This is a genomic window from Leptothoe sp. ISB3NOV94-8A (assembly GCF_043421595.1).
Taxonomy (GTDB): Bacteria; Cyanobacteriota; Cyanobacteriia; order Phormidesmidales; family Phormidesmidaceae; genus Leptothoe; species Leptothoe turfae.
This window is the reverse complement of sequence record NZ_JAXSQW010000001.1, coordinates 3794159-3806604: the sequence shown is the minus strand read 5'-3', so window position 1 is coordinate 3806604 and position 12446 is coordinate 3794159. Positions and strand designations below refer to the sequence as shown.

Sequence of the window (12446 nt, the reverse complement as noted above, 5' to 3'; positions counted from 1 at the left end):
CCTTTCCTCCGAGTTATCCATGTCCGTAACTTCAGATCTTGCAGCTACTAGGCCTTCTACCGATACTGATCTTTATGTGTCTTGGTCAGACTACTACCAAGCCGTTGAAAATTTAGCAGTCGCTATTCATCAGTCAGGATGGCAATTTAATCAGATTGTCTGTCTGGCTAAGGGCGGTCTGCGGATTGGAGACGTTCTTTGTCGTATTTATGGTCAACCGTTGGCTATTCTCTCCACATCGTCCTATGGCGGTGAAGGCAACCGGACCCGTGGGTCAATCACATTTTCTAGGGATTTGAGTATGACCACCACCAATCTTGGCACCCATGTTCTTTTAGTGGATGATCTGGTGGATTCAGGCCAAAGCTTGCAGCGTAGCATTCGCTGGTTGCAGCATCGATATGGGTTCTATATTGACGATATTAAGACTGCCGTACTTTGGTACAAAGCCTGTTCAGTGATTAAGCCTGACTATTATGTTGATTATTTAGAAACCAATCCATGGATTCACCAACCCTTTGAAAAGTACGAAGAGATGACTATCGATGACCTTGCGGAATCCAAAGAACGATAAATATTAAGCAATTTGGCTGAAAAATACTGTGGTTTAAACCGTATAGTCTGGGCTTTTATGCTGTTTTAGCAGAAGTTGTTTGTTTTTGTTGTTATTGGAGTGAAATAAACTAAAAATGCTTCAAAGAAATCAGCTTCTAGCCCCTTCTATTATTGTTTTAGTGGCGCTTGGCGTGATTGGAACAGTGTTTGGATTAATTTGGGGGAGTCTAAATCAGCACTCAAACTATTCTCAAACGACGACACAATCTGCGGATGGGTCAATAGCAGCGGCACCAACGCCAACACAGCATTCTCTGGCACAGCATACCGCCACGGTACTCAGTGTTGCCATGCAGCCAGAGGCAGCCCTTGTCGCTAGCGGGAGTTATGACCAAACGGTTAAGCTTTGGGATCTAGATACAGGTAAAGTACAGCGTACTCTCAACCATGCAGGGCGGGTGAATAGTGTCGCGTTTACCCCTGACGGAAAATATTTGATATCAGGTGGAGGTGACGGCAACATCGTTGTATGGAACGTTGAAACAGGATTAGAAGAACATATATTTACGGGTCGCTCTGGTCGAATAGTGAGTCTAGCAGTGAACGCTGATGGCACTCTTATCGCTAGCGGAGGCAGTAACGGCACCATTCGAGTTTGGGATCTTGACCTGAGACGTGAATTTACAACCTTGGTGGATTCTGGAGCACAGGTGAACAGTTTGGCATTCTCTTCTGCCAGTTTTCAGGAATTAGTGAGCGGCGATCAAGATGGAGTGGTGACTCTGTGGGATGTTGTGACCTCAGAATCAGTGCGAACTTACAAATCGGGAACGGATAGAATAACAGGTGTTGCCGTTAGTCCCGATGGTCAATATATTGCTAGCAGTAGCTATGATACCAATGTGCAAATTTGGAATTTAGCAACCGGCGTGGCTGAACAAACCTTAAGCGGACATAATTTTGTTGTCGCTAATGTTGTATTTAGCGACGATGGAGGGGTGCTGGCTAGCAGTAGCTTTGATGAAACTGTTAAGGTATGGGACTGGAAACAGGCGGTAGAACGCTGCACTTTGCGGGGCCATTCTGGATTTGTGTATAGTCTTGCCTTTAACCAAGAGGGCACTATATTGGCAAGTGGTGGGTATGATGGCTTGGTAAAGACTTGGCTACTGACAGATGAGAAGACTGGCTGTTTGCCAAGCTAAAAGGCTTATAGGAGGGGGTAAGGATTTTATAAATCCAACAATCGTGCTGACAATTATCTCTGAAGAAGCATGCTATAGAACGCTTTTGCGCAAAAATAGGCTCTAATTCAACCCTCATTTCTGAGTTTGAAATCAACTAAAGCCGAGAACTCAAAATTGAAAACCTAGCTGATTTTCTCTAGTTTGCATTTATCACTTGGCAGCCTGTTTGGCATCTTCAATCCAATCGTCAAAGGTGCCTTGGTTGTCGCGGATCCAGTCTTCTGCATGACGACGAATGTCTGCGGGAGTGTTTTCTCCATCACGCATACGCTGATTTTGCAGGCTGACGTCTGTGATGGGAATATTAACGAGTTCAAACCATCGAGCGATGTCTGGATGTGCTCGTAAAAACTGTCGATTGGCTAAAATTTCAATCTGATTAACTTCAAAGCCAAGATTTTTACCATCAATCACAGAGGCGTTTTCTTGAATACCGACAACGGGAACGTCTAACCAGACAACATCCTCATCGGGTACCAGCACACCACTTACCCATAGCGGAGTCCAGGTGTAGTAAAGTACTGGTTTACCTTCATTGTAGCGCTTGATAGTTGTCTCCATCAAGGCAAAGTAATTCTCATTATCGTGCTCTACAGTATCTCGCAGATTGTAATCGTTGAGATGAGATTCGATCACGTCTCGGCATCCCCATCCTGGTGGGCAACCGATTAAGTTGGCTTTACCATTCCCATCGGTATCAAATAGCTTAGCAAGTTCTGGATCTCTCAGATCTTCCAAGCTACCAATACCTTTTTGGGTCGATGTTTCTTTGTCAATTAGATAGCCCTGTAAAGCATTATCGATTAATGGGTTGACTCGTTTTAGTTTTTCATGGCCTCCATTTTCTTCAAAGAAATTCCGATGGAGGGGATTCCAATGAACGGCTGTGTAATCTAAGTAGTCACGGGAAATAGCCTGGTGAATAACGTCATATTCCAACTCAGAACCAGCGATTGGTTTATAGCCTAATGATTCTAAGCCAATATTAATTACCTCTGTTTGAAACAGCTCTTCTAAAGTTCCATAGGCTGAACGAATTACGTTATCTGAACTGACTAATGAAACATTCTGGCTTGTGTCGTTGCTGCAACTAGTAAACAGTGTTAGAGCGCTGAGGGCCGTAAACAGTGGGCAAAATCGTTTCCCTGGTTTCACGACACAACTTGATAAATTAAGCAATAAATCTCTCATGATTAGTCGATATATTCGTCAAGTAATAAAGTTATTGTTATGGGGGTTAATTATATGCTGCATTAATGATAAACCTCGAAAAAAACTCTGGTTTCTTAACTTGTTTTTAACCTTTTCGTTCGTCTTTAATGATAGTTAAGTGGCGTCATTTTGTAAGAGATAAACATCTAAATGGTTGCTGTTTATACTTGTTTGATACAGTAACTATGGCGATCTCTTTGATGCAAAGGTTGGGTTGATTTCGATGCTGAAAAATTGTTTTTAAACATACTTACCAAAACTACTAAATTCAGGAAATAAGACTCACAATCAGGATGAAGATTTTATTTGTCTGCGATGGAAACATTTGTCGCAGTCCGACGGCGGCTACCTTCCTTTGTTCTATGTTGGAAAATGGTAGTATCGAAGTCCGTTCAGCTGGTATTTATGCATCTGAGGGGCAACCGATGATTAATAAGATGCAGCAAACGCTTGCAGAGTATGGATTTTCTGTTGAACATTGTTCCCAGAAGATTTCGTCTGAAAATTTGGCCTGGGCTGATTTGATTTTTACCATGACCCGGCCCCAGAAGTTTCTTCTCATCAGTATGGTGCCAGCTATTGCTGATAAGGTATACACAATACAGGAATACATTGGTCATCCAGCCCAAGATATTCCGGTGCCCCATGGTGAGACATTGCAGGCATATCGACAATGTGCTGAATTTATTCAGCGGAGTTGCGTATTGCTCTATAGAGAATTGTGTCAAGCTGGATGCGATCGCAACAAATAGTGCACAATTTTGACAAGTTGTTGACTACTCAACCTTACTTAACCCCTTTGACCAGGCCAGGGCAGCTTCCCAAATCAAATCGTAAACCGGATCTTTAATGTCATAGTATGCATCAATATCATCGCCATGACGCTTGGCAATTTCTCGTTTAATCAGCTCTACAGATTTGGCTGAATTTGGGTGACTACGAAGGTAATCGCGAAATAACAAAGGATATTGTTGATTAGGATTGCCCTCAACTCTCACGTGGATGTTTGCACGCCGTTGCCCATCCGGTTGATGGAAGAATTGTTTTTTCCATAGGTGAGGAGTGGCATCTGCACCCAGGGGAACGTGATCACAGGTAATATGCTCCCGATGGTAATAGCCTGCCTCCGTTAGCTTTTCTGGAATGTTGGGTGTAAGGGCCTGTACGGTGAGCTGAATGTCAATAACGTCTTTTGCTCCCAAGCCAGGTACTGAAGTTGAACCAATGTGGTCAATACAGAGAGCCTGTGCTCCTAAAATTTTTGTCAAAGCGGCTTGAATCACTGCAAATTCTTGGGGCCATGTGGGTTTGTAAGAGTGGATAACGATCATGGTTTTTGTCAATTAATTAAAGCCGTTGAGTTAATTGTTCTGATGCTGTCGCTTTTGCCGCTTCATGGCTATGCGAATCCATCGCTGTAGTAGTTGTTTCCAAGCCTCGAAGTCGACATCACTGGGATTTGTTGCCTGCCAGGCCAGGCGAGCGGTGATGTGATTGTTCCATTGATTGAGGGCAGGATAATCTGTTAGCCCTATGCCCAGTCTGCAGAATAATGGCACCGTTGCACCCACTACAATGTCAGCTAAGTTTAAATGGGTGTCGCCAAAATACCCCCCTTTGCCCACGTGACTATTCAGAAATGTTAAAGCAGCATTGAGTTGTTGTTTGACATCTGCTGTCAATGGAACATGGTCTTGGTTAATTACTTTAGAGAGTTTTGAGACCAATTCATTGACGGTTACCATTTGAATCATTCTCATGGTTGTCCGTTCCCTATGACATGCCGGTACCAATGGGGGATGGGGATACTGATCCTCTAGATAGTCTAGAATTGCGATGGATTCAATCACGCGAAAGCCATTTTCAACAATCACAGGGATATGGTGAAAGGGGTTGAGGGTGAGGAAATCAGTCTGAAACTGTTCACGTTTACTCAGATCCACGATGACGGGTTGAAAGGGAATCTCTTTTTCCAATAACGCTAGCCAAACACGTCGGGAGATAGGCGATAGGGGGTGATAGTAAAACGTCAGCATCGAGTCCTCCTTAATCCTTAATAAAAATAAAATCTAGAAAAAGACCGATCGGTCTTTTTTGAGGAAAAAGCAATGGTGAAAAAAATAACCTGAGGCTAGGTTGGGTGGCTCCCTACTCCAAAAGACCTAGGGGGGTGGAGTCATCTGTTTGCTGAAGGGTTGCAATGTATTGAAATAAATGCTGTTTAGCCCAGGATAGGTGGACGTGATCACCATAGAGATGGCTCATCATTAAAGCACCTTCCAAGGTGGAAATTACAATGGTAGTGGTGGCATCTGCATTGAGTGAAGATTTAATTTCACCATGTTTGATGCCGAGACTGATAATTTTGCGAATCATTTGCCGCCAGTTATCCATGGCTTGGCAGGTGCGATCGCGCAAAGTTGGATGGGTGTCATCGCTCTCAATTGCCGTATTCATTAACGGACATCCCCCTTTGAAAGCGGGTTTATCCACCATGCTGCAAAAGGTTTCAATAATGACCTTAAGACGTTCAATAGAGTGGCGCTTCCCTTGCAGAGCAATTTTGTATTGCTGTGCCACCAAGCCAACGGTAAAGTCAAAAGCCGCCAAGGCTAATTCATCTTTGCTGCTGAAATGGTTATATATGCCTCCTTTTTTTAATCCCGTCGTCTGCATGATGTCAGCCATTGATGTTCCCGCATAGCCCTGCTGGTTAAAAACAACAGCCGCTTGTTGGATAATATGGGCCTTTGTAGTCTGGGCTTTAGACACAGTCGCAACAGGTAAACAAGTTTAGAGCCTGAGAAAATCCTAAAAAGACCGATCGGTCTTTCTTGAAAGTATCAGAATAGCTATCGCCAAGTAAAGTTCACCTGCATAGGTATCTAATCCAATGGTCAACTTTTTCGTAATAGGCGCTTCAAACCAAAAACTGACGAATTTCATCAGCGAGTTGGGCACTCCCTTGATCAGCGGTCACCAGTTCTATTTGCTCGGAGCTAACGGCTCCTAAGCCTAAATCAGCTGCTCGCCTAATCTGAGCCTGATCCCAAATTGACCCACTGGATACTTCGCGAGTTGTGCCTAGCTTGCGTAGCATGGCAATGCCAACCGCATCAATGGCAATGCGATCTGTGCTGGCTAGCATGAGCCCTGCCTGTACCCGCCGTCCCTGTTCAGGACCGCCGCCGACAAAGGCATCTACACCATCAATCATGATGAGCGAGGGGCGATGGGTTTTATTGACTTCGGCGATCATTAACCGTTGGCTGCTAGAGCGATGTAATTCACGCATATAGTCATGGTCATCACCCGGCACATAGCGAGCCACCATGCCGATGGTATTTTTCAGGGACAATGTAAAGTGGCCACCAAACCGATGGGTTTTAAGACAGCAGACATTGACAATGGCATCGGCATTAAGAACAGGCCGGGCCATCGCAAATCCCTGGGACCAGTTTGTGCCAGCCGCTGCAAAATATTGCCAGTCGTCTCGGCTCAACTCATCAAACACAAGGGTGTTGAACCCATAGCGCTGGCTGAGATTGAAAACCTGCATTTGGGCCATAGCGCTGCGAGTGTTTGCCATGCCAGACCGGTCACCAACAGTAATAGCGCTTGCTCCAGCTGCCTGAATTTCTTGCACCAACGTTTCCAATACAACTGGATCTGTGGCAGCTGGGGCTGGATCGCCTGTGTTGTAATTAGGTTTAATAAATACGCGCTTTTGCTTAAAGCTAGGGGGCTGCAACAACGCTATGGCCTGCCTTACACCAGCTGCTCGATCCGTCGTTTTAACAAGAGCCACTCGGTGGGGATTAAGGCCAGCTGCTGCCAGTGGTTTAGCTAAGCTTGAAGATAGCTCTGGGGGGAAGCGAGATTGCTCTGACGTGGAGGCTGATTCTGCACTACATGAATTGAGAACAGGGGGTAAGGTGGCTGCACCTGCCAGAAGCCCTAAATATTTCAGTAGACCACGACGAGTTTGTTGTTGGTTTGATTGGGGGGACATGGCAAGCAGAGGCTTTTTGTAACTGGAGATAGATCGCCTCCATTTTGATTAGCGCATATGAGAATTCCCTGAACCCTAATTTCTTACTCACATAAAAATTGCATAACGACATTGATGCTTTGGTCCATAGAACGACATTGATTTCATTCTGTTCGATATACCCTACGTAGCGTTAGAGACCTGATGGATTGACAAAAATCCGAACAATGCATAGCCTTATCTCAGGTGGTCAGACTTTAGGACGTTGTTGGACCTCTTAAGTTTAAGAAATGTAAATATATTAAGTTGATCTTAAGGCCATAGCTAGATAATCAGTAACAAGTTCTGAAGTTTGTACTGAGTTCAGCTTGTCGTTCCAACTGACTTACTTGACTTGCGCAGTGATATGTGAACCGCGTTGATGATTGTTGTGTTGATAGGTAGGAGCTATGGGATCACTCGCTTAGCTGTGGGGACTAATGGTTTGCCGGTGATGGATCTTGTTGGCAAATTGTTTTATAAGTGTGTCAACGTTATTCCGAGAGTCTCGTTTGAAGACAATGTTTGCCGAATCTTCTATAGGGTCATCTGTTTCACAAGAAATTGACTTATCTAAAGTTAATCAATTAGACTCGCCGTCTTCATTCTCTAAAGCTTGGGCTGTTCGCTACATGCGCATGGTCAAGGAAGGAGCATCACGACCCGTCTTTTCTGATGAACGTGAATTGCGGGCTGCAGTTGCAAAGATGCTGCATCAAGATTTGCGCTCCATTAGTGCGAGGGCATGGAACAAAACCGAGCAACTTCTCTCACAACAGGTAGTACAACATCAGTTAGACCCCGATATTATTGACCCATGGGCGATTGCTGGTGATGTGTTTCAGATCTTTGACAGAGCGTTTGAAAGCTACGCCTCATTTGTTTACCCTGAGCGATTTGCCGTCAATATTGCCCCAGATTTAGGCATTATTCGAGCAAAATTTACGGCTGTAGATCCTAGGGTCATTGGCTTTGTCAGTATGCAGTTCCATTACACTGGGCAGCTATTGCTAGAATCAGTTGAACCATCGCAGCGGGGAATATTACAGCTTTATTTCAAAGCAATTGATGATCACCTCTATATGCCGCTGCAAAGAGCCTATGATGCTGCATCGTATTATGGCTATAATTCGTCAGAACTAAAGGTTGTGCGAACGCTTCTACCTCAGAGTAGTACCATTGCCCAGCATGTGGTAACTCAAGTTCTAGAGGTTTTCCCAAGGCACCAGTGCTATAGTGGCTCTTTGGGTTCAACAACTGTTAGGGCCTCTAGTACCCGAGATACAGAAATGTTTCAAATTTATCTTTGGGTCTGTTTACTAGAGAAAAATACCAGTGTTGTTCAGCAGGAACTGTTTCCGTTGTGTGTGATGCTATATCCCACATTCAATGTGAGATGGGAGCTAGTGCGCTATATGCTAAAGCTATTACAACGAGAATATGGTCAGCTGCTCACCTCCGATGAGTTTGCCCTATGTTTACCTCACTTTGATTTACTCCAAACCATATTTTCTGCAGAGGTTGTGGAAGCTGCCTATAGTTTTTAGGTTTTAGGTATTTTTACGTCAAATCTCCGTTGATGCAGAGATGGCGGATAGGTGTGATATCGGCATGGTTAATGATGTTCTGTAAGGCTCTATAGAGCTTTGCTGATACTGTTACGTTGATTCATGATTTGGTTGGCCTTGATGTGACGGAGTTTCAGAGGAATTTTTAGGTGGGTTCTGGAAAGTTTAGGATGGTGATTGTATAAAAAAGAGCCTCTATTTCAGAACAAGGAAGCTCCCATGACACAAAAAATTACATTGTCTGGAAAAGTTCGCGATTTTAAAGACAGCCATAATGATTTTCAACATGTGATTGCTGCCGAGAAAAATATTGTTGAATCTAAACTTGGCGTTGATAAAAAACCTATTTATAAGGGAGGGAAAGGTAAAACCACCACAGGTAAGGAGAACTTTGACCAGTGGTTCCGTGACGTTGTAGATGTTAACAAGAGTAAGCAGTTAGATATTCTTTTGGAAGATGCCGACAATGACGGTGTCTTTACCTATGAGAATTCGGAATTTTTCCCCATTGACAATGAGCTATTTGGCAATGAGGGACGTGCCCATAACTATCACTTTACCTACGAAATTCACGCTAAGTTTACCTATAAGGGCACTGAGAAATTTACATTTGTCGGCGACGATGATCTGTGGATCTTTATTGACGGCAAGCTAGTGATTGATTTAGGTGGTGTGCATCCACCCATGACCGATACCATTGATCTTGGTATTAGTGCTGGCGAAACTCAGTTTAACCAAGCTTTAGCAACCGGTGAAACTCTTGTTCTAGAAAAGGGCAAAGATTATACCTTTGACCTTTTCTTTGCTGAGCGGCACACTACAAAATCTCATTTTCGCATTGATACCTCTCTCCTTTTGGAGCCCGCTCCAGAGGTCTGCATTAAATCGCCCGATCCTAAAGCAACTGAACCTTACAAAGGTGAAGTTTGTATTGATACAGGCAAGTTCCTAATTTGCACGGAAGAGCCCGTCATGCAGGATACTGTAGTTTCCTACAGTGTTAGTGGCACAGCTACAGAGGGCAAGGACTATAAGGCAATTAGTCGCAGTGTCACGATACCCAAGGGTAAGAGTGAGGTCTGCATTGAAGTGAAGCCTCTAGCTGATGCCGTTGCTTGTGAAAAGGATGAAACGGTTGTGGTGACTCTAGAACCTGGTAAAGGCTATACAGTGGGTGACTGCAAGGTGGCCAAGGTTGTGATCGCAGAAGCCCCTCGGAAGATCAGCTATCTATTTATCTACCTGGTTTTGGCCTTCCTGGCCATCTGCGGCCTCTGGTACTTCCTGCATTAGTCCATTAATGTGACACGGTAACATTCAAATAGGTGTCTGTGATCCTTTCAACTGAGTGCGACTGATGTTTTCAATCATTGGAAACATCAGTCGCACTGTTTTCAGGTAGAGGTTTAACAGCCATATCCAATGACTGTTGGTTATATGGGGCTTTGCAAATACTTGATACCTGGCTTTAATTCTTCAAAGAGATGATAAGGGCTTTGGGTCATACCCAATGCTGCATAGGTCTCCTTGGCTCGCATATTGTCTTGTTCAACATAGAGACGAAATCCGCAAACATCTGGCTCCTGATGTGCAAGCTCTTTAATGAATTGGTACATGCGGCGATAAATGCCACGACGACGATAGTTGGGACTGACAAAGACACTTTGAATCCACCAGAAAAGACTGTTTCGCCAGTCACTCCACTCTGTCGTAATCATCAAACAAGCCACTACTTGAGTGTCAACCTTAGCAACGATGTAAAAGCCCCGGGATGGGTTGTTCAATAAAGAATTTACCCCTGCTAAGATCACTTCAGGAATCAGGTCTTTATTCTCAGTTTCCTGTGCCATGGCTCGGTTGAAGTTGGCAATGATTTGGGCATCACTTAGCTGAGCCCGACGTATTTTTATGGAATCCAAATGGTTCACCTTTTGGGAGTGTAAAATTTGGTGTCTAGTCTAGCGTGAGTGGGTGGGTGGGGAATAGGGCGTAGGGTGTATTTAGCACGATTGACAATTGCTATATTTATTTAATGTCTCAATAAAACTGTCAAGACAACAAGAGATTATTGCAGAGAGAATCAAAATAGGAGAATAAGGAACTACGGATTTGGTTCTGGTTACCGGCGCGAGCTGTGTAAACAAGGTTAGAGCCATGCAAGGGAACCTCTACCCCTGTTAACCTAAATCTGATGACGACTTAGTCCCCATGCTGTCTGATATTCTGCAGAAAACTTTTCTAGGTAATACCCTGGAGGCCTATGGTATTTCGCTCCTTAATATTGGTGTAGGTATTGCGATCGCACATCTGCTTAAGCGTCTTATCCTCCGTCGTCTCAAACGCTGGGCTAAACGCACTGCCAATACCTTAGATGATCAGCTGGTGCGCTTGATAGAGCGTCCGACACTGTGGCTGCTTTACCTGGGGTTTGGCTACATCAGTTTGCAAAATCTGACATTGTATCCCACTGTTGCTGAGCTGCTGACCGTTGTGGGCGTTATCTTTGCCACGTTACTGTTGCTGCAGCTAGTGGGGTCAGTGGCTGAATATAGCCTGCGTATTTATGGATTTATCCATCGCGACCAGCCCAATATGCGCCAGAGCCTTAATGCTCTAATCCCAGCTGTGCGTGTATTTCTGTGGGCGATTGGAATTGTTTTTGTTTTAGATAACCTGGGGTTTGATATTTCTGCCGTTGTAACCGGTTTAGGTATTGGTGGCGTGGCCATCGCCTTAGCCTCCCAAGGTATTTTGCAGGACCTGTTTAGCTATTTTTCTATTTTGTTAGATCGCCCATTTGAGATTGGTGATTTTATTGTTGTTGGCGACATGTCTGGCACTGTACAACAGGTCGGTATTAAAACAACTCGACTGCAAAGCCTGGATGGAGAACAGCTGATTTTAGCGAATACCGATCTAACGGCTTCGCGCATTCAGAATTTTCAGCGCATGGCCCAACGACGGATTGCGTTTAACTTAGGGGTTACCTACGAGACTAGTAAGACCCAACTGGAGCTGATTCCCGATATTTTGCGTCACATCATTGAAGGAATCCCTCAGGTCACGTTTGACCGGGCTCATTTTGCTAGTTTTGGTGATAGCAGTCTTAACTATGAAGTTGTTTATCTCGTAGAAACTAACGACTACATGGTTTATATAGATGTACAACAACAGATGAATTTAACCATTAAAGAACAATTTGACAAGGCTGGAATTGAATTTGCCTATCCAACTCAGGTGTTGTACTTAAATCGACTCAACACTAAGCCCTAAGACCTCAAAACCCCCTAAACTGCGAGGCTAAAGCTATCTCGACGGTGGAAATCCGGTTCTTGGCCTGTATGGTCTAGAGCCCAGTGGGAAACACTGTCAGTTTTGATCACGGTGCTGATCCCCAGCTCTAGGGGTTGATCGATAGCAAGCCAGTCGTCTGTAGGTAACTCTAGGGTTAAATAGTAGCCTTTCGTCAGAGGCTGCCAGGTGCTAGCAATTTTGCTACAGGCGGGTTCGGCCACCATAGCTTGACGATAATCATCAAAGCGATATACATTCCAATTGCCATTGGGGGAAGCATTAACTTCCCAATAGCGGGATGAGTCCGGTATGCCAATAAAGACCTCGAAGCAGGTATTTTCCCAAAGATGATCGCGGCGGCTAGGGGTTTTGCTGTCAGTAGGGGGGAGCTTGAGATCTTCGACAGCACCGGTCAGGGTGTATTCGACCGTGAGAGAGGATTGAGCCCGGACTACCCGACCAGAAATCACTAAATTCGAGACTGGTTCGAAGGGTTTTAGCGAAAATGGTATAGCCATTGATGTCTCCTAAGGGAACAAA

13 protein-coding genes are annotated in these 12446 nt (G+C 44.4%); 6 read left to right on the top strand and 7 right to left on the bottom strand.

What is annotated here, in order from left to right:
* Positions 1-19: 19 nt before the first annotated feature.
* Both SPB21_RS16045 and SPB21_RS16040 read left to right on the top strand, forming a co-directional pair.
* Positions 20-574, top strand: a complete 555-nt coding sequence (locus tag SPB21_RS16045) for a phosphoribosyltransferase (protein ID WP_163667426.1) — start codon at positions 20-22, stop codon at positions 572-574.
* A gap of 115 nt (positions 575-689) precedes the next feature.
* Positions 690-1760: a WD40 repeat domain-containing protein gene (locus tag SPB21_RS16040; RefSeq protein ID WP_163667429.1), complete on the top strand. Its 1071-nt coding sequence runs from the start codon at positions 690-692 to the stop codon at positions 1758-1760.
* A gap of 192 nt (positions 1761-1952) precedes the next feature.
* Here SPB21_RS16040 and proX read toward each other — a convergent pair whose 3' ends face one another.
* A complete protein-coding gene (proX, locus tag SPB21_RS16035) occupies positions 1953-2957 on the bottom strand; it encodes a glycine betaine/L-proline ABC transporter substrate-binding protein ProX (RefSeq protein ID WP_348918188.1) in 1005 nt (334 codons plus the stop codon).
* Positions 2958-3307: 350 nt separating this feature from the next.
* Between proX and SPB21_RS16030 the strand changes: the two genes are divergently transcribed.
* Positions 3308-3766 (top strand): arsenate reductase/protein-tyrosine-phosphatase family protein, encoded by a 459-nt coding sequence (locus SPB21_RS16030; protein WP_499867132.1) that lies wholly within the window; start codon positions 3308-3310, stop codon positions 3764-3766.
* Positions 3767-3790: 24 nt separating this feature from the next.
* Here the strand turns inward: SPB21_RS16030 and SPB21_RS16025 are convergent, their stop codons facing one another.
* From SPB21_RS16025 to SPB21_RS16010, 4 genes are all read right to left on the bottom strand, one after another.
* Positions 3791-4345 (bottom strand): GrpB family protein, encoded by a 555-nt coding sequence (locus SPB21_RS16025; protein WP_163699011.1) that lies wholly within the window; start codon positions 4343-4345, stop codon positions 3791-3793.
* Between the two features lie 30 nt (positions 4346-4375).
* The gene (locus SPB21_RS16020; protein ID WP_499867131.1) at positions 4376-5050 is read right to left on the bottom strand and encodes a glutathione S-transferase family protein; all 675 of its coding nucleotides are present in this window, start codon (positions 5048-5050) and stop codon (positions 4376-4378) included.
* 112 nt (positions 5051-5162) lie between these two features.
* The gene (locus SPB21_RS16015; RefSeq protein ID WP_163667443.1) at positions 5163-5786 is read right to left on the bottom strand and encodes a TetR family transcriptional regulator C-terminal domain-containing protein; all 624 of its coding nucleotides are present in this window, start codon (positions 5784-5786) and stop codon (positions 5163-5165) included.
* 148 nt (positions 5787-5934) lie between these two features.
* Complete coding sequence (locus SPB21_RS16010; protein ID WP_499867130.1) at positions 5935-7026, bottom strand: DUF362 domain-containing protein; 1092 nt, start codon at positions 7024-7026, stop codon at positions 5935-5937.
* Between the two features lie 539 nt (positions 7027-7565).
* Between SPB21_RS16010 and SPB21_RS16005 the strand changes: the two genes are divergently transcribed.
* Positions 7566-8591 carry a bilin-binding protein gene (locus tag SPB21_RS16005; RefSeq protein WP_163667447.1) on the top strand — a complete coding sequence of 342 codons (1026 nt, stop codon included), beginning with the start codon at positions 7566-7568 and terminating at the stop codon, positions 8589-8591.
* 240 nt (positions 8592-8831) lie between these two features.
* Positions 8832-9905 (top strand): fibro-slime domain-containing protein, encoded by a 1074-nt coding sequence (locus SPB21_RS16000; RefSeq protein ID WP_163667450.1) that lies wholly within the window; start codon positions 8832-8834, stop codon positions 9903-9905.
* 140 nt (positions 9906-10045) lie between these two features.
* On the opposite strand, the gene SPB21_RS15995 is transcribed toward SPB21_RS16000, so the two are convergent.
* Positions 10046-10531, bottom strand: coding sequence for a GNAT family N-acetyltransferase (locus tag SPB21_RS15995; RefSeq protein ID WP_163699017.1), 486 nt, complete (start codon positions 10529-10531; stop codon positions 10046-10048).
* Positions 10532-10820: 289 nt separating this feature from the next.
* Here SPB21_RS15995 and SPB21_RS15990 point away from each other — a divergent pair, with 289 nt between their 5' ends.
* Complete coding sequence (locus SPB21_RS15990; protein WP_163667456.1) at positions 10821-11885, top strand: mechanosensitive ion channel family protein; 1065 nt, start codon at positions 10821-10823, stop codon at positions 11883-11885.
* Between the two features lie 14 nt (positions 11886-11899).
* Here SPB21_RS15990 and SPB21_RS15985 read toward each other — a convergent pair whose 3' ends face one another.
* Positions 11900-12424, bottom strand: a complete 525-nt coding sequence (locus SPB21_RS15985) for a DOMON-like domain-containing protein (RefSeq protein WP_163667459.1) — start codon at positions 12422-12424, stop codon at positions 11900-11902.
* Positions 12425-12446: the final 22 nt, after the last annotated feature.

Coding starts and splice junctions, on each gene's coding strand:
- SPB21_RS16045 (WP_163667426.1), top strand. CDS start 20: ATGTCCGTAACTTCAGATCTTGCAGCTACTAGGCCTTCTACCGATACT.
- SPB21_RS16040 (WP_163667429.1), top strand. CDS start 690: ATGCTTCAAAGAAATCAGCTTCTAGCCCCTTCTATTATTGTTTTAGTG.
- SPB21_RS16030 (WP_499867132.1), top strand. CDS start 3,308: ATGAAGATTTTATTTGTCTGCGATGGAAACATTTGTCGCAGTCCGACG.
- SPB21_RS16025 (WP_163699011.1), bottom strand. CDS start 4,345: ATGATCGTTATCCACTCTTACAAACCCACATGGCCCCAAGAATTTGCA.
- SPB21_RS16020 (WP_499867131.1), bottom strand. CDS start 5,050: ATGCTGACGTTTTACTATCACCCCCTATCGCCTATCTCCCGACGTGTT.
- SPB21_RS16010 (WP_499867130.1), bottom strand. CDS start 7,026: ATGTCCCCCCAATCAAACCAACAACAAACTCGTCGTGGTCTACTGAAA.
- SPB21_RS16005 (WP_163667447.1), top strand. CDS start 7,566: ATGTTTGCCGAATCTTCTATAGGGTCATCTGTTTCACAAGAAATTGAC.
- SPB21_RS16000 (WP_163667450.1), top strand. CDS start 8,832: ATGACACAAAAAATTACATTGTCTGGAAAAGTTCGCGATTTTAAAGAC.
- SPB21_RS15990 (WP_163667456.1), top strand. CDS start 10,821: ATGCTGTCTGATATTCTGCAGAAAACTTTTCTAGGTAATACCCTGGAG.
- SPB21_RS15985 (WP_163667459.1), bottom strand. CDS start 12,424: ATGGCTATACCATTTTCGCTAAAACCCTTCGAACCAGTCTCGAATTTA.